The sequence below is a fragment of the Acidovorax radicis N35 genome (genome assembly GCF_000204195.1).
Taxonomy (GTDB): Bacteria; Pseudomonadota; Gammaproteobacteria; order Burkholderiales; family Burkholderiaceae_C; genus Acidovorax; species Acidovorax radicis.
On record NZ_AFBG01000018.1, the window covers coordinates 183,477 to 198,679 of the forward strand.

Annotated in this window: 15 protein-coding genes; 5 read left to right on the plus strand and 10 right to left on the minus strand. The window is 66.6% G+C overall.

The window, feature by feature from the left end:
- Window positions 1-84: 84 nt before the first annotated feature.
- Window positions 85-3,231 carry a hypothetical protein gene (locus ARADN35_RS26910; protein ID WP_010460278.1) on the minus strand — a complete coding sequence of 1,049 codons (3,147 nt, stop codon included), beginning with the start codon at window positions 3,229-3,231 and terminating at the stop codon, window positions 85-87.
- Window positions 3,232-3,335: 104 nt separating this feature from the next.
- Here ARADN35_RS26910 and ARADN35_RS0106420 point away from each other — a divergent pair, with 104 nt between their 5' ends.
- Entirely contained in the window at window positions 3,336-4,271 is a 936-nt protein-coding gene (locus ARADN35_RS0106420; RefSeq protein ID WP_010460280.1) for a M14 family metallopeptidase, read from the plus strand.
- A gap of 19 nt (window positions 4,272-4,290) precedes the next feature.
- Here the strand turns inward: ARADN35_RS0106420 and ARADN35_RS0106425 are convergent, their stop codons facing one another.
- From ARADN35_RS0106425 to ARADN35_RS0106440, 4 genes are all read right to left on the minus strand, one after another.
- On the minus strand, window positions 4,291-4,830 hold the full coding sequence (locus ARADN35_RS0106425; protein ID WP_010460282.1) for a DUF924 family protein: 540 nt from the start codon (window positions 4,828-4,830) through the stop codon (window positions 4,291-4,293).
- Window positions 4,831-4,924: 94 nt separating this feature from the next.
- On the minus strand, window positions 4,925-5,146 hold the full coding sequence (locus ARADN35_RS0106430) for a hypothetical protein (RefSeq protein WP_010460285.1): 222 nt from the start codon (window positions 5,144-5,146) through the stop codon (window positions 4,925-4,927).
- 268 nt (window positions 5,147-5,414) lie between these two features.
- A complete protein-coding gene (locus tag ARADN35_RS0106435) occupies window positions 5,415-6,383 on the minus strand; it encodes a DMT family transporter (protein ID WP_010460287.1) in 969 nt (322 codons plus the stop codon).
- 227 nt (window positions 6,384-6,610) lie between these two features.
- On the minus strand, window positions 6,611-7,117 hold the full coding sequence (locus ARADN35_RS0106440) for an MgtC/SapB family protein (RefSeq protein WP_029413539.1): 507 nt from the start codon (window positions 7,115-7,117) through the stop codon (window positions 6,611-6,613).
- A gap of 472 nt (window positions 7,118-7,589) precedes the next feature.
- Between ARADN35_RS0106440 and ARADN35_RS0106445 the strand changes: the two genes are divergently transcribed.
- A complete protein-coding gene (locus tag ARADN35_RS0106445) occupies window positions 7,590-8,180 on the plus strand; it encodes an NAD(P)H-dependent oxidoreductase (RefSeq protein ID WP_010460291.1) in 591 nt (196 codons plus the stop codon).
- 36 nt (window positions 8,181-8,216) lie between these two features.
- Here the strand turns inward: ARADN35_RS0106445 and ARADN35_RS0106450 are convergent, their stop codons facing one another.
- Both ARADN35_RS0106450 and ARADN35_RS0106455 read right to left on the minus strand, forming a co-directional pair.
- A complete protein-coding gene (locus ARADN35_RS0106450; RefSeq protein WP_010460293.1) occupies window positions 8,217-9,167 on the minus strand; it encodes an NAD(P)H-dependent flavin oxidoreductase in 951 nt (316 codons plus the stop codon).
- A gap of 68 nt (window positions 9,168-9,235) precedes the next feature.
- Complete coding sequence (locus ARADN35_RS0106455; RefSeq protein ID WP_010460295.1) at window positions 9,236-10,030, minus strand: pseudouridine synthase; 795 nt, start codon at window positions 10,028-10,030, stop codon at window positions 9,236-9,238.
- A 208-nt stretch (window positions 10,031-10,238) separates the two neighbouring features.
- Here ARADN35_RS0106455 and ARADN35_RS0106460 point away from each other — a divergent pair, with 208 nt between their 5' ends.
- Entirely contained in the window at window positions 10,239-10,832 is a 594-nt protein-coding gene (locus tag ARADN35_RS0106460) for a DUF6151 family protein (RefSeq protein WP_010460297.1), read from the plus strand.
- 157 nt (window positions 10,833-10,989) lie between these two features.
- Window positions 10,990-11,325 (plus strand): ankyrin repeat domain-containing protein, encoded by a 336-nt coding sequence (locus ARADN35_RS0106465; protein ID WP_010460299.1) that lies wholly within the window; start codon window positions 10,990-10,992, stop codon window positions 11,323-11,325.
- Between the two features lie 93 nt (window positions 11,326-11,418).
- On the opposite strand, the gene ARADN35_RS0106470 is transcribed toward ARADN35_RS0106465, so the two are convergent.
- Both ARADN35_RS0106470 and ARADN35_RS0106475 read right to left on the minus strand, forming a co-directional pair.
- Window positions 11,419-12,240, minus strand: a complete 822-nt coding sequence (locus ARADN35_RS0106470) for an alpha/beta fold hydrolase (protein WP_244265853.1) — start codon at window positions 12,238-12,240, stop codon at window positions 11,419-11,421.
- A 73-nt stretch (window positions 12,241-12,313) separates the two neighbouring features.
- Window positions 12,314-12,778 (minus strand): tellurite resistance TerB family protein, encoded by a 465-nt coding sequence (locus tag ARADN35_RS0106475; protein ID WP_010460303.1) that lies wholly within the window; start codon window positions 12,776-12,778, stop codon window positions 12,314-12,316.
- Between the two features lie 137 nt (window positions 12,779-12,915).
- On the opposite strand from ARADN35_RS0106475, the gene ARADN35_RS0106485 reads away from it, so the two are divergent.
- A complete protein-coding gene (locus tag ARADN35_RS0106485; RefSeq protein WP_010460305.1) occupies window positions 12,916-13,833 on the plus strand; it encodes a DHH family phosphoesterase in 918 nt (305 codons plus the stop codon).
- A 103-nt stretch (window positions 13,834-13,936) separates the two neighbouring features.
- On the opposite strand, the gene ARADN35_RS0106490 is transcribed toward ARADN35_RS0106485, so the two are convergent.
- A complete protein-coding gene (locus tag ARADN35_RS0106490) occupies window positions 13,937-15,193 on the minus strand; it encodes a DUF1501 domain-containing protein (RefSeq protein WP_010460307.1) in 1,257 nt (418 codons plus the stop codon).
- Window positions 15,194-15,203 lie beyond the last annotated feature (10 nt).

Genomic DNA, 15,203 nt, shown 5'->3' on the forward strand with positions numbered 1-15,203 from the left:
CGGCACGGTTGTCGAGTGCAGGTTGATCGTCTGGTCTGGCAAATGCGCAATGGCTGCTCCCGGCCGCTTGCCTTGCCGCATTCGCTACCAACACAACGGCGCCGCTTCATCACTCCAGAAAATCCACCGCCGCACCTCCGCATGCGGCGACGTACCGATGGAATACGGGTCCATCCCCGTCTCCACGCGCTCCAGGCGCACCAGGTAGCCGCCGTAGCTGGTGGCCCACAGCGTGCTGCCGTCGGGCGATATGTCCATGGCGCTGATGGTGCTGCCGATGTGGTGGCGCCACAGCGGGTGCCCGTCCTCGCTAAGGGCGTGCAGGTAGCCGTCGGCATCGCCCAGCACCACCATGCCGGGCAGGGTGGCCGAGGCGTAGACGCGGCAGCGTTCGTCGAGTGGCGGGGCGTCCTCGTCCGCAGCATCTTCCGGCGCCCCGCCGATGGGGATCGAGCGGGTGCTGCCCCAATACAGGTGACAGGAGTTGGCGAACAGGCGCGCGCTGTCGTGCGAGAAGGTGGCGTGGTGCGGGTAGGACGACAGCGTTTCGTATTCGGCCACCACAGAGCCCTGCGCATCGAGCAGGATGTGCTGGCTGTCCTGGTCGCCCACGGCGATGTGGCGCTCGTCCGGTGACAGGGCCATGTGCAGCATGTCGAGCGCCAGCACCGTGACCTCGGTGCCGTTCACCGATTCTTCCTGCTGGTTCTTGGGCCAGGTGTAGGGACCGTCTTCGTCGAAGGTCTGGGGGTGCAGGCGCTGCACGCTGGGGCTGCCCCCACTGCCCTGGCGGGCCAGGAGGTAGATGCCCGTGGGGTTGCGCAGCAGCACGCGCTGGCCGTCGTTGAAGGGGATGAGCTCGTCGCAGCGCTGGCCCAGCGGGCCCGGCGAACCCTCCACGTGGGGTGGCAGTCCTTCGTTGCCCTGGGGCAGTGCAAACCGGGCGATCACGGGGCCGTCAAAACCGTCGTGGGTGGTGATGTGCTGGCCGTCGCTTTGCGCAAAGCAGCGCCGGTTGGGTGAGCGGCCCAGGCCGTGCAGCGCAGGCAGGGGGGTGTGCCGCAGGCCCTGCAGTGCCACCCAGTGGGCGGCATCGTCGTAGGGGGCGCCGATGCGCGCCAGCACGCGGCCGTCCTCCAGCGCGAACACCGGGCCGATGAAGCAGCCCGCATCAGCGGCGCGCCGCACGAAAGCATCGGGGGCAAACGCAAAGCGCTGGCGAAAGCGGTCGGCCAGGTCTTCGTCGGCGTGGGTGTTGACCACGCGGGCCAGTTGCAGCACTGTGGCGGCCGCCGCCTTGCGCGGGTCGGAGGGCAGGTCGCTGTCTTCGTTTTCTTCTTCGCTACCTTCTTCGCCCCCGTCTTCGGTATTGCCTTCACTGTCGCCGTCTGCTGGGTTGGCGCCGCTGTTCTTTTGCGCCTCGGCCGCATCCCGGGCTAGCTGGTGGGTGCGAATGGCGGCTACATAGCCTTGCCCGTTGGCCTGCCATTGGTCGGACAGGGTCATCAGTTCCACGGGGAAGACCGCTGCGTCGGGCAGGTCGGTCGCCAGCGGGGGCGTGGCCAGCAGGTGCACGGCGGCTTCAATGCGCCGCGCCTCGGCCTGGCGGGCCTGCTCCTGTTCGTGCTGGGCGCGCACGCGCGATTGGACCGCACCGTAAAAACGCAGAAGCCGCGTTATGTGGTCAGCGGCGCTGCGCGGCAGGGTGCTGCGGGCATCGCTCTGGCGCTGGGCGTAGGTGAACTCCACCACTGCAGGCCCTTCCAGCGCGGCTTCCACGTTGATCTGGTAGGCGCTGTGGGCGTTGTCGTCTTCGTCGCCGGGGGCTTCGTCGCCGTTTTCCCAGCTGAGCTTGAGGGCGCGGCCCCAAGGCTCGCCTTCGTGCATGCAGGGCTGGCGCGCGCCCACCCACACATCGCCCTCCCACCAGCCGTTGCGGTCGCTGTCCCACCAGTCGTTGTAGCGCTCGGTGAACACGGGCAGGCTGGTGAAGTCTTCGATGCGTTCTGCGGTCAACTCGGCCAGCAGGCGCTGGTACAGCGGGTAGCGGGCGCGGTGCTGGCCCACGGCCTTGCGCAGGTAGTCCAACACGCCGCGCCAGGCCTTTGTGCAGGCCCGCCACGCCTCGGGGGCGGTGTCGGGCGCCAGGGGCAGCCACTCGCCGGGCTCGCCGTCGCTGTAGGCGCGGTGCACCAGCGTGAGCTGCGCGTTGGTCGGCACTTTGCGGCCCAGCACGGCGGCGGCCAGGCGTGCCAGCAGCCCCTGGCGTTCGGGCACCTGCGCCACCGACAGGTAGAAGTCCCAGGTCTTCCAGACGGTGATGAACACGTTGTCATCGCGCTGGTCGCCATCAGCGTCCACATGCCGCTGGCACAGCGAAAAATCGGTCTGCTGAAACCACCCGGTGGCCGTGTGCTCCTTGGGTCCGATCACGGGTGTACGCACTGCGGCGAGGATGTTGTGCACGCTGATCGCCTCATCGGCAAACAGGCCTGCCTCCAGTGGCAGGGTGGCGTGGATCTCGGCGTTGCTGCGCGTGGCGTTCTCGCCCGCACGCACGGCGGCCACCACGCGGGGGCGGCTGAGCATGCCGCTGATGCCGCTCTCTCCGTCGCCGCTGGGGTCATGGAACTCGGGCGCGAACACGATGCCCGCGATCTCGCTTGCGAACTCCGCAAGGTGCGGCACGCTGCGCACCTCGTCCATGAGGAACTCCACCTGCTCGGGCCCGGTGATGTCCACGTGGTATTCATCAGAGAACAACACCACCCGCGCGGTGAGCCCACCACGGACGGTGAGCCCGCCATGGTTGTAGTGGCCCCACAGGAGGTCGGCCACCTGCAGCGCGCCCTGCACATAAAACAGCTGGCCGCCCACCACGGCGTTGTGCATGCGCGCATCGCCCAGCACGACCAGGTGCGTGGCGCCATCGGTGTCGTCGCAGGTGAGCGCGCCGTCGATCTGCAGGTGCCCTTCGATCAGGATCAGAAAGGGCTGGCCCGTGGGAGCTTGGTTGGTGTTGTTGCCGCCCTGCAGCAGTGCCCGCAGCGGGCTGCCACTGGCCAGGGGCGCATCCAGGTGCAGCTCGGGCACCTGCACATCGCCCGTGATGCAGAGCACGGTTTCCGTGGCCAGCGCGTCCGGGTCCTCTGCAAGGCGCTGGGCGATCCAGCTGTCGGCAGGCAGTCGGGCGGCCACGTCGGCCAGCGGGCAAAGTCGGGCAGTGGGCATGGTGTGTCGGGGCGAGGGGACAACGGGCGGGGCATCGTACACCGCGCGCCATGTGGTTTTTGCTTTGCGCAGAGAATGATGTGTTGTCTTATTAGTTGCCATCCATGACGCAAAACTCTCCCGTCTTTGAAGTGCTTCCCCGTGACCTGTCTGCCTACCGCCAGGGCAATGTGGGTATCGACTACGTGCACCGTTTTGAATCGGGCCAGCCAGGCCCCCACGTGCTCATCAATGCACTCACGCATGGCAACGAAATCTGCGGCATGGTGGCGGCCACGCATCTGCTGGACACGGGCGTGCGCCCGCGCATCGGCACGCTGACCATCAGCTTTGCCAACGTGGCGGCGTATGCATCGTTTGACCCGACCCGCCCGTTTGAAAGCCGCCAGCTGGTGCACAACCTCAACCGCATCTGGTCCGCCGGTGAGCTGGACGGCACGGCCGCAAGCCCGGAGCTGGACCGCGCACGGGTGCTGCGCCCGGTGGTGGCTGCGGCCGACCACATTCTGGACATCCACTCCACCAGCCAGGACGTGCAGCCTTTCTGGGTGTACCCCGCTTATCCGCGCAATGCCCAGGTGGCGCTGGCCATCGGCCACCCGCCCGTGCACCTGGTGATGCCCAGCGGACTCGGCTCGGGCACGCCGCTCATCCAGCATGGCCGCCATGGGCTGGCGGAGAGCGAGGGGGTGGCTTTGGTGGTGGAGTGTGGCCAGCATTTCCGCCAGTCGGCGGCCGACGTGGCCACGGCCGTGGCGCTGGATTTTCTGGCGCACTTCGGTCTGGTCGAAGCCGCTGCTAACCGCCCCGCGCCAGGCCCACAGCGCCGCTATGAACTGCTGGAGACCTGCATGGTGCGCACGCCGGACTTTCGCTTCACGCGGCCTGTGCAGGGCTTTGAGGTGTTTGCCCAGGGCGAACTCATCGCCACCGATGGCCCGCACGAAATCCGCGCGCTGTGCGACGACTGCACGGTGCTGATGCCCACCCGCGAACCCATCGTGGGCCGCGAAGCGGTGTATCTGACCCGGCCGATCTGACCGGCAATCACCGGCAAGCTTAGAAGGACGATCCGGGCTGCGCGAGGAAGGCAATCTCCTGCGCGGTGGACGTGCGCCCCAGCACCACGTTGCGGTGCGGGTAGCGCCCGAAGCGCGCAATGATGTCGCGGTGCAGCACCTCGAACTTCAGGTTGTTTTCGAGCCCCGGCTGGTCAAATAGCACCATCGCCTGGGCGTGCACCACCAGCGACTCGCTGTGCATGTAGGGCATGTAGGCAAAGGCGCGTTCGGCGGGGGCCAGTGCCGTGTCATGCTGCCCGGCCACCAGTTCCTGCGCCAGGGCCAGCGCCTGGGTGTCCTGCGCAAATGCGAGCGGCGAGCCCCGGTGGATGTTGCGCGAGAACTGGTCCAGCACCAGGATTTCCGCCAGGCGGCCCTGGGGTGTGCTGCGCCAGCTCCACAACTCGCACCGCCGCGCCGCTTCCCAGGTGGCGCCGAAGCGGACACGGATCATCGCGTCGATGGCGTCCTCTTGTGCGAAGTGCTGGGCGGGGGTGAGTTCTTCGAACCAGAAATGAAGGATGTCTTCGGCGTGCATCGTGTTTTTTGAATGAAATAGGGCTCTAGCGCTTTATCATAAAGCGCTAACAGCTATCAATTTCATAGTATCCGGTGCTGCCGCACTGTGGGGCTCACCGACTGTCCTGCAGACGGATTTTCCCGTCGCGAACGTACTGGTTGAACTGGTCCTTCGGAATCGCGGCGGAGCCGACGGCATCGTTGTCGGCAGTCCAGCTCAGGGTGGTGCTGTCTTTGGAAGGCTCCAGCTCCACGGGGCCTTTCGGAATGGTCAGGGGGGCTCCGTCACCCGGGGTGTAGGTGACGTGGCCTGCAATGGTGGCGTGCTGGGTCATGGCGAAATCCTTTGCGGCGGTGCCGATGTGATGGAGCTTCCATTGCACTGCGCGCACGCGCACCGGGGTGTAAGACCATGCCGTGCGACGGCGCGGGCAGGTGCCGCCACCTGCGAGGTCGTCGTTGTCCTTGGCTCAGCGCATGAAACTGGCACGGCCCAGGCCAGTGCCACCGTGGAACTGGCTGTGCCAGGCCACCGGTGGCGTCCCCCTCCCGCGCAGCGAGAGACGGGGAAGGCGCCGAAGGCGACTCAGGGGGAGCTTCACCTTATGGAGGCACCACCGCCTGCGTCCGCTCCTGCCGCACCAGATACAGCCCGCTGCCGATGATGATCGCGCCACCCAGCAATGTGGAAACCCCCGGCACGGCCTGCCACAACACCCAGTCGAGCCCCATGCCCCAGGCCAGGGCTGTGTATTCAAATGGCGCCACCACCGATGCCTGCCCGTGCCGGAACGCCTCGGTGATCGCCAGCTGCCCCAGAAACCCCGTGACCGCCAGGCCCGCCACCAGCGGCCAGTGCGCCTGCGCCACACCCACCCAATTGGGCCAGGCCAGCGTGCCCGCACCCAGCGCCAGGAAGGCTGTGGTCCAGAAAACCAGGCTGGCGCTGGAGTCCGTGCGGCTGAGCACGCGCCCCGTGATGGCCGACACGGCATACCCACACGCCGCGCCCAGCACCGCCAGCGCGCCCAGCGTGAAAAAGGCCTCCTGGCTGGGCCGCAGGGCCACCACCACGCCCACCATGCCCAGCGCAATCGCCACCCAGTGCGCGGCGCGCACCTTCTCGCGCAGCACCACGGTCGACAGCGCCGTGATCAGCAGTGGCGCGATGAAGAACAGCGTGTAGGCCTCGGCCAGGCCCAGCTCTTTGAGCGCGTAGGTGAACAGGCCCAGCATGGTCACGTTGAGCACGCCACGCAGCAGGTGCAGCGGCCAGCGCACTTTGAGCAAGCTCCTCACCTCGCCGCGCCACAGCACATACAGCGCCACCAGCGGTAACGCAGCCCAGCCACGCAACGCCGCCACCTGCATGGCCGGGTAGCTGGCCGACAGGGTCTTGAGCAGGGCGTCCATCAACGAAAAACACCCCACCGCCGCGACCATGGCCACGATGCCGCGCAGGTTGGCCGAGGCTGCCGCCTGCGCTGTGGTGGCCGTCGCAGTCGCAGTTGTGGTCGCGGTCGCGGCTGCAGATGCCGCAGGCTGAGCCTCGGAGTCGCTCGTCCGCGTCATGGTTGTACCGCCGCAGGAAGGCTGCAGGCTGTGGCGGGTGGCAGGATGGTAAACGGCGCAGGGGCTGCGCCGCCAAGGCAGCGGTGCTGCGCTGGAAGACTGTGCATGGGATGACGGGAGGTGTCTGCCTGCGGCGCGTGGGCCTGCGCCGCAGCCAGGGGGTCGGTGGGCCAAAAAGTGTAGCGCAGCCCGCGCCAGCGGGCTGCCTCAGCTCGGCTCGGCCTGGATCAGTCCGACTTGTGGTTGGCCGCGTTGCGGCTCACCTTGTCGTGCAGCATCGGTATGGCCCACAGCACCACCAGCGCCAGCACCGTGCTCAGCACGGCCGTGGCTTCGCGGCCCAGCCCGGCGGCGACGCCGATGGCGGCCGTGAGCCAGATGCCTGCGGCCGTGGTCAGGCCCTTGACCTGGCTTTCGGCATCGCCCTTGAGGATGGTGCCCGCGCCCAGAAACCCCACGCCCGCAATGATGCCCTGCAGCACGCGGCTGTTGTCCGCCGCTTCAATGCCGGCCTGCTGCGCCACCAGCACGAACAGGGCCGCGCCCATGGCCACCAGCATGTGGGTGCGTACGCCGGCTGCCTTGCCGGCGTGTTCGCGCTCCCAACCCAGCAGCCCGCCCAGCAGCGCTGCCATGGCCAGGCGCACCACGATGCGCGTGGCCTGCTCCGCATCGGGCACGTCCGAGAATTCCGAGGCCACGGTGCTGGTGATCTGGTGCCAGAGGTCAGCCATGGCCATGTTCCTTGCACCCGGTGACCGGCGTTGTGGCAAGGGGGGGCGGTGTGCTCAGAGAGCGGTGCGCGTGTGGTGGCATGGCGGGGAGTCCAGCGGAGGAGGGGGCGCAGCAACAGTGCTGCCCTGCGACTGTGCTGCTCCGGCGCGGCAGCGTCTACCGGTGGCGGGCGAGCGCGGGGGTAGGACAGTGCCGACGCTGCCCACGATGTGCCTGGTGGCATGTGGGCGCCAGGTTTTGATAAAAAATGGCACCTGGCGCTTGATGGGAAAGCGCTGATAGCTATCAAAAGTGAAGCATCTGAGGATTGCAGTCCGTGGCCCCGTCCCTCCAGCGCTTCCCCCGCCCGTTTCTGCGGGTGGGGCACCTGCTGGGCGCTTGCGCCCCGGGGTGGCGCGTGTCACGATTTGCACTGGTGCCCCGCAGCGGCCGCCGCTACCGGCGGGCGTGGTTCCGTGAGGAGTGTTTGCCATGACGCCCAAGTGCATTGTTCTGATCCAGGGCCACCCGGACGCGAGTGCGCCCCACCTGTGCCACGCGCTGGCGCAGGCCTATGCGCAAGGGGCCATCGCGGCGGGCCATGAGGTGCGCGAGATCGAGGTGGCCGCCATCGACTTTGCGCTGCTGCGCAGCCAACACGAGTGGGAGCTGGGCCTGCTGCCCGCCGTGCTCAAGCCTGCGCAGGCGGACATCGGCTGGGCGCAGCACATCGTGCTGTTTTTTCCGCTGTGGCTGGGTGACATGCCGGCCTTGCTCAAGGGCTTTCTGGAGCAGGTGGCGCGGCCCGGGTTTGCCTTCAACACCGAAGGCAGCAACCCCTTTGGCCGCAAGGGGCTCACCGGCCGCAGTGCCCGGGTGGTGGTCACCATGGGTATGCCAGCGCTGGTCTACCGCTGGTACTTCCGCGCGCACAGCGTGAAGTCGCTGGAGCGCAATATCCTGGGCTTTGTGGGCATTGCGCCAGTGCACGAGACGCTGGTGGGCAGCGTGGAGCAACTGGGCGACGATGGGGTTGCCAAGTGGAAGGCGCGCATGCGCGCGCTGGGGGCCAAGGCGGCTTAGGCCGCAGGCTCAGTCCGTTGCGCGCCGCGGTGGCCTTCAGCCAAACGACCGCGCTGCGGCCAAGGCGCCCATGCGCTGGCTGATCGCAAAGAACTCTGCCACCGTCTCTTCAATGATCTGCTGGGCCGTCTTGACGGAGTCGATGAGACCGGCGGTCTGCCCCGCCAGCGCAGGCGCGGCCTCCATGTCGCCCTCAAAGTACACGCGCTGGATGCCCGCAAAGCTATCGGCGGGCATGAGGCCTGCCTCGTGGATGGCCTGGGTGCGCTGCGACTTGAGCGCGCGGATACAGGGGCTGGCCTTGGTGTTGAGCATCCAGGTGCCGGTCACGCCCGCATCGACGATGGCGTTCTTGTAGTTGGCGTGCACGGGGCTTTCGGCGCAGCTCACAAACCTTGTGCCCATCTGTACCGCCTCGGCCCCCAGCGCAAAAGCCGCCGCCATGCCGCGCCCGTCGCAGATGCCACCGGCCGCAACCAGCGGCACATCCACCCGCGCGCGGATGGCCTGCAGCAGCACCAGGGTGGAGACCTCTTCGGGGTTCTTGAAGCCGCCGCCTTCACCACCTTCGACCACCAGGCCGTCGATGCCTGCGTCCACACACCTGAGCGCGGTATCCACCGTGGGCACCGCGTGGTACACGGTGATGCCCGCATCCTTGAGCGGCGCGATGAACTTGGCCGGGCTGCCCGCCGAGGTGGTCACAAACTTCACGCCCGATGCGCAGACAAAACGCAGCATGGCGTCGTCTTTCAGAAAACGGATGGGCAGGTTCACGCCAAACGGCAGGCCGAGCGCGCTCATCTTCGTGATCTCGGCCTGGCAGTTGGCCGTCTCGCCGGAGGACGTCTCGATGATGCCCAGCCCGCCCGCGCGGGACACCGCCGAGGCCAGCTGCGTGCGCGCGATCCAGCCCATGGGCGCCTGGATGATGGGGTAGCGCGCGCCGGTGTGGGCGAGGACGCGGTTGGTGGCGGGTGGGGTCATGAACGGAGTCTCCTGTTTTTTGGAGAGCCCATTATTTCGACGGGCGTGGGGTCGCCGTGTCGCCCGGGTTACGGTGCTCCGGGCGTCCCCAGTGTCTCTTCCCATGGCAACCGTTCAAACAGGCGTTGCCAGTCGGCGCTGGGGCTGGTGTTTGTATCCTCTGCAGTGGTTTTCCCGGCACCCCATCCAGCAAGCCCTGGCCATGGCAGCCCGCTGTCGAAGGTCATGACCACCCCCGACACCGGGTGCGGCACCGTCAGCTGCCATGCATGCAGCCACAGCCTTTGCTGCCCCAGCCGCTCGGCCCACCAGCGGTTGAGGGGGCCTTTGCCGTGTGTCGCGTCGCCCAGGATGGGATGCGCCAGGTGCTTGAGGTGGCGCCGGATCTGGTGGCGCCGCCCGGTGGTGGGGATCGCCTCGACCAGCGAGGCGCGGGTGGTAGCAAAACGCACATCGCTGGCCTCGTCGAGCGTGAGCTGCGCCAGGCGCCGAAAGCGCGTGTGGGCCTCCTGCACGGCCGCATCGGCCGGGGCATCGTCGGGCTTCAAGGCGTGGTCCACCTCGATGACCCCGGGCGCCCAGCCGCGCACCATGGCCAGGTAGCGCTTGTGCGTGGCGCCGTGCTCAAAGGCCTGCGACAGCGCTCGCGCCGAGTCGCTGTGCAGCGCCATCACCAGCACGCCGCAGGTGCCCTTGTCGAGTCGGTGCACGGGGTACACATGCTGGCCCAGCTGGTCGCGCAGGGTCTGCATCACAAACCGTGTTTCGCCCGCGTCCAGCCCTGTGCGGTGCACCAGCCAGCCCGCAGGCTTGTAGACGGCCACCAGGTGCTCATCGCGCCAGAGAATGTGCAGAGGAGGCATGGAAGAAGAGAGAAAAAATGACGCGAGAAACTACGGACGGAGGCCCAACCGCACGACGGCATGGCCGATGCCGGGGGGCTGGGGCTTATCGGGGGCATCGTTTTTACTACACGGCGGAGGGCAGGGCGCCCGCATGGCTTGGTCTGCACACTGCTGACAGATTCTGGCAGCAGGGGCGATAAGCTCCCGGTCCACCAGAGGGGGCTTCATGATCCATCGCTTTCAATGCCAGTGTGCCAAGGTCGTCGGCGAAGTGGCCGACACGCGCTCCGCCATCCACGCCATCTGTTATTGCCGGGACTGCCAGGCCTATGCCCACCATCTGGGGCAGCCCGACGCGGTGCTGGACGCTCTGGCCGGCACCGAGGTGGTGGGCACGCATGCCCGCAACGTGTCTTTCACCAGTGGCACCGACCAGCTGGCCTGCGTGTCGCTGTCTGAGGCGGGATTGCTGCGCTGGTATGCGCGCTGCTGCAACACCCCCTTGGCCAATACGGGGCGCGACTGGCGCATGCCCTATGTGGGCCTGGTCCATCTGTGCCTGCGCGCGGGCGGCGCACCGCTTGCGCCTGCGTTTGTGCCAGTGCAGATGCACCTGGAGACCGCCAGCGCCAAGGGCACGCCGCCCCGCACGGGCTGGAGCCAGCTGAAGGCGCTGCTGGGCTTCATGCCCCGCATTGCCGCAGCGCGTTTCAATGGCAGCTACCGCCGCACACCTTTCTTCACAGCCGCTGGCGTGCCCGTGGTGGCGGTGCGTGTGCTGTCCGCCGCCGAACGCGAAAGGGCCATGGCAGCGGTGTAGCAGCTGGGCCGGGTGCAGTAGTTCTCTGCGCCACCAGCCATGCGCCAGGGCGTGCCAGAATGCCGACGGTTTACCGTGGAGCCCCCTGGCCTGGGTGCATGTGCATCGACCCGCGCTGCACTCTTCGCCAAACCGAAAAACAAAACAAGGAGACCCCATGTCGGCAGGAGACTGGAAAGACATGTATGCCGCCGCCGTGGCGGGCGACCTGGCGCTGGTGTGCCACCACATCAGCGCTGGCGTCAACCCCAACTACCAGCATCCCGAGATTTTGTGCACGCCGCTGGTGGCCAGCCTCATCCACGGCCACAACGAGATCGCGCACTACCTGCTGGCGCATGGGGCGGACCCAGAGCTCAAGTCCGACTTTGATGACATGACGCCCCTGCAGGCGGCCCGACGTTACCAGCGCAGCGAGTTCATTGCGCTGCTGCAGGCCAGGGGCGCCCGAGAAGAGCGTAAGCCGTTCTGGTGGCGCTGGCTGCCGGTGTAGCGGTGTCTGTGAATGGTCGAAAGCTTCCAGAGGCTCTTCGATCTGCGTGCAGCGGCTGATGTACGAGAAGCCTGGACAAACCCGACCCGACAGCTAGAAGCTTCCAAGATATCGTCCCAAAGCTGCGTTGAATTGCTGCGGGTCTTCCAGCGCCGGCAAATGCGCTGTGGCTCGAAGCACCATGCTTTGCGCCGCAGGTATGCGGTGCGCGAGCAGCTTGCATCTCTCCTGCAAGTGCGGCAGGTCAAGGTCTCCCCACATCACGAGGGCGGGGGGCTTGATCGCTTCCAGTTGCTCCCATGCCGAAGGTTCTTCGGATGCCATACCAGGATGTGCCGCCCGCAAGGCGGATCCGTTCATCGACAGAAAAAGTTGCCGAATCGCCCCTTCTACTCGCCCCGGTGGGCTCAAGGGGCCGTCCAGCCAAAGACGCGCCTGAAGCTCGTTTTTGGTGTCCAGATCACCCTGATGCGCAGCAGCGCTTATTGCGTTCATTAGGGCGTTCACTGAATCGCAGTGTTGGGGGACTGGCGCACCACTGACTCCGGGCGCGACAACCACCAGGCCCCTGACTCTGTCCGGTTGAGCCAGTGCGGCGTCAATGGCGACACGCCCACCCATGGAACAGCCGACCAGCACGGCACGGTCATATCCCAAAGAGTCCATCACTTTCCAAAGGTCTGCCACATGAGAGTGTGGCGTGGGGTTCAAGGTGTGTGACTCTCCAAAGCCCCGGCGGTCGTAGCTGATGACAGGATGGGAGGTTGCCAACCAGTCCCATTGCCCTTGCCACATGCGTCGATCCGCGACGTTGGCGTGCAAGAAAAGAACCGGAGTGGCTGTACCGCCATGATTTGCCTCGTACTCCACTGCCAGCAACGCGCCTTCGACTTCAACCAGCTTCATTGTTTTCATGGCAATGAAGATACTGATCGCGGCCTTTGGATGTCAAGACTGTCTACCCGCCGCTTGTGGCTCTTCGCAGTCTTCAAAGGCGTGCTGCTTCCTTCGCTCTCATCTTGGCCGCGATGTATTCACCATGCGTCACATGCAGCAGGCCCGCCACTTTGCTGATGGTGTGGTTCTCGTTGGCGTCGATGTGGGCGTCGGCGTACGCCACCTGCCACATGGCCTCGACCAATTGCACTTTCTGTGGCTGCGTGAAGTGCTCGTTCAGGCTGCTGGTAAAGCGCTGGTAGTCGTAGGCAGTCTTGGATGTGGTCACGGCCAGCTCCAGCAGGCGCTCCAGTTCATCGTCGCTCAGCGCAAATTTGCTGCGCAGGGCTGTCACCATGGCGGTGCGCTCGGCGTCGTCCATGGCGGCATCAAACCGCACCACCTCCACCAGTAGCACTGCAGCGGCCAGTTGCACGGCGTGGGCGCGCTCCTCGCTGGATGGGGCTGCGTTGGGCTGCATCAGGCTGTCGAGCAGGTCTTTGAGGGTCTGGAACATGGTGGTGGCCTGGTGGCAAAAGCGAGGTGATGGAGGGTGGAGGCAAAGCGGGCGGGCTTGGTTCCCAGGCGGGCAGGCGGCTACTTTGGTCATATAGCGCTCGCAGTGCGCCACCACCCCGGCGACAATTGCAGGCCATGACGAAGAAAACCATCCTCCCTCTGCAACTGCTGGTTGCCCCCGACAAGAACGATCCCCAGCCGCTCATCCTCTACCACGGGCGCAACTGCCCCGATGGTTTTGGCGCGGCGCTGGCCGCATGGTTGTACTACGGCGACCAGGCCGAGTACGTGGGGCTCGACCACGGCGATGTCAAGTCCGTGGACGACCTGCCGCCCGTGCAAGGCCGCGCGGTCTACATCCTGGACTTCTCTTTTGCCACCGAGGTGATGACCGCCATCGACGAGCGCGCCGCCAAGCTCGTGATGCTGGACCACCACAAGAGCGCCGCCGAAAAGCTCACAGGCTTTGCCTGCCGCTGCGGTGTGGTGCACTTCGACATGAGCAAGTCGGGCGCGCGCCTGGCGTGGGAGTTCTTTCACCCGCACGAGCCCATGCCCGCGCTGTTCAAGTACGTGGAAGACCGCGACATCTGGAAGTGGGAATTTGCCGAGAGCGCGGCGTTCCTTTCCGCCCTCGACATGGAAGAGCAGGGCTTTGCCCGCTGGCGCGAGATTGCAGCCTTCACGCCCGAGCAGCTCACCCTGTTCATGGCGCGTGGTGCGGCGATGGATGAGAAGTACCGCAAGCTCTGCGCCGATATTGCCGAAGGCGCGCAGCCGCTGGTGTTCAACGGTATCACCGGGCTGATGGTGAACGCACCTGGCATGTTCCACAGCCTGGTGGGCGACATCCTCTCGGCCAAGACCGGCACCTTTGCGCTGATGTGGAGCGCGGGCGACAAGGGCGTGAAGGTGGGGCTGCGCGCACAGCGCAACTTTGACTGCATCGCGCTGGCCGAAAGCATGGGTGGCGGTGGCCATGCGCAGGCCTGCGGTTTCAAGATGAAGGTCGAGCGCCTGCCTGAACTGCTGACCGGCACCTTCAATGCCTGAAGCCGGGGCGAAAATTTGAGTAGAAATGGCTGTGGGCGATTGATGAATAAGCGCTGATGGCTATTAAAAATATAGCTATCGAAGGTAGGGCGCTGGGGTGTGGCTACACAAGCCGAAGATCCGCGCCCTTCGTTCCCGGAAACACCCGCGCCACGGCGGCGGCGTTCAGCCCATACATCCGCGCGAACAGCCCGCCCAGCACGCTGCGGTAGTCGTTGAGCACCGGGTAGTCGCGGTTCTGAAAGAGCGTGCTGGCGGTGAGCGCCTGCTGTTCGCCCACAATGCGCCCGCCGCCCACGCCGCCGCCCAGCACCCAGAACACGGTGCCGTGGCCGTGGTCGGTGCCCCGGTTTCCGTTCTCGCGGAAGGTGCGGCCGAACTCGCTGACCACCACGACCACGGTGGATTTCCACGCCGGGCCCATCTCGTCGGCAAAGCCGGCCAGGCCCCGGCCCAGTTCCTCAAAACGGTTGGCCAGCGGCCCCGTGGCCGCACCCTGCGCCACATGGGTGTCCCAGCCGCCCACGTCCACAAACCCTAGCTGGTAGCGCGTCTGCATCAGCCGCGCCATGCGCCGGGCCGTGCCCTCGAAGCCTTTGGTGGAGAGCGCGTTGCGGCTGGCCGCCTCCATCTCGCCCTGCATGGTGCGGGCCACCTCATCGCGGGTGGCAAAACCTTCGTTCACAGGCGTGGCCAGCGCCGTGCCTCGGTACATGGATTCGATGAGTTCGGCCTGCCGCGCATCCACGCCGGTTCGCCCTGCGCCCGCACTGAGCGCCGTGTTGGGCACATCCACCGCGCCGCGCAGCACCAGCGGCAGGGTGCTGGTAAAGGCCATGGGCTGTACGGCCTGCAGCAGGCGCGCCAAGCGTTCGTCGCCTGCTGCTGCGGTGGCGGTGGAATCTGAGCCTGCGCGCGGGTTCAGCTCGGCCACCAGCCGGTTCAGAAAGCCCGATCGGAAGTCGCGCCGACCGCCCAGCGGCTGGCCCAGCTCCATGCTGTCCTGAGTATCGAAGTGGCTGCGCGAGAGGTCGTCCGTGCCCGCAAACGGCACAAAGGCCAGCTGGCGCTTTTGGTACAGCGGCAGCAACGATGGAGCCAGCGCAGGGTGCAGGCCCCAGTCGGCCGTGAGCTCCAGCGCGCCGCCGTCCTGCCCGGGTCGGGCGATGGCGATGTTCGGGCGCGTCTCGTAGTAGTAGCTGCTGGCCGTGGGCACAAGCAAGCTGGCGCAGTCATAGCCACCGCGCAGGAACACGAGCAGAAAGCGCGCGTCCTGGGCGCGGGGGGCAGCCATCGCGCTGGCGCTGTACACGCCGAGGGCGCTGGCGCCCAGGGCTTGAAGAAGGTGTCTGCGTTGCATCGTGATCTCC

Coding starts and splice junctions, on each gene's coding strand:
- ARADN35_RS0106445 (WP_010460291.1), top strand. CDS start 7,590: ATGACGCCCAAGTGCATTGTTCTGATCCAGGGCCACCCGGACGCGAGT.
- ARADN35_RS0106425 (WP_010460282.1), bottom strand. CDS start 4,830: ATGCACGCCGAAGACATCCTTCATTTCTGGTTCGAAGAACTCACCCCC.
- ARADN35_RS0106485 (WP_010460305.1), top strand. CDS start 12,916: ATGACGAAGAAAACCATCCTCCCTCTGCAACTGCTGGTTGCCCCCGAC.
- ARADN35_RS0106490 (WP_010460307.1), bottom strand. CDS start 15,193: ATGCAACGCAGACACCTTCTTCAAGCCCTGGGCGCCAGCGCCCTCGGC.
- ARADN35_RS0106460 (WP_010460297.1), top strand. CDS start 10,239: ATGATCCATCGCTTTCAATGCCAGTGTGCCAAGGTCGTCGGCGAAGTG.
- ARADN35_RS0106455 (WP_010460295.1), bottom strand. CDS start 10,030: ATGCCTCCTCTGCACATTCTCTGGCGCGATGAGCACCTGGTGGCCGTC.
- ARADN35_RS0106465 (WP_010460299.1), top strand. CDS start 10,990: ATGTCGGCAGGAGACTGGAAAGACATGTATGCCGCCGCCGTGGCGGGC.
- ARADN35_RS26910 (WP_010460278.1), bottom strand. CDS start 3,231: ATGCCCACTGCCCGACTTTGCCCGCTGGCCGACGTGGCCGCCCGACTG.
- ARADN35_RS0106470 (WP_244265853.1), bottom strand. CDS start 12,240: ATGAAAACAATGAAGCTGGTTGAAGTCGAAGGCGCGTTGCTGGCAGTG.
- ARADN35_RS0106420 (WP_010460280.1), top strand. CDS start 3,336: ATGACGCAAAACTCTCCCGTCTTTGAAGTGCTTCCCCGTGACCTGTCT.
- ARADN35_RS0106430 (WP_010460285.1), bottom strand. CDS start 5,146: ATGACCCAGCACGCCACCATTGCAGGCCACGTCACCTACACCCCGGGT.
- ARADN35_RS0106435 (WP_010460287.1), bottom strand. CDS start 6,383: ATGACGCGGACGAGCGACTCCGAGGCTCAGCCTGCGGCATCTGCAGCC.
- ARADN35_RS0106450 (WP_010460293.1), bottom strand. CDS start 9,167: ATGACCCCACCCGCCACCAACCGCGTCCTCGCCCACACCGGCGCGCGC.
- ARADN35_RS0106475 (WP_010460303.1), bottom strand. CDS start 12,778: ATGTTCCAGACCCTCAAAGACCTGCTCGACAGCCTGATGCAGCCCAAC.
- ARADN35_RS0106440 (WP_029413539.1), bottom strand. CDS start 7,117: ATGGCTGACCTCTGGCACCAGATCACCAGCACCGTGGCCTCGGAATTC.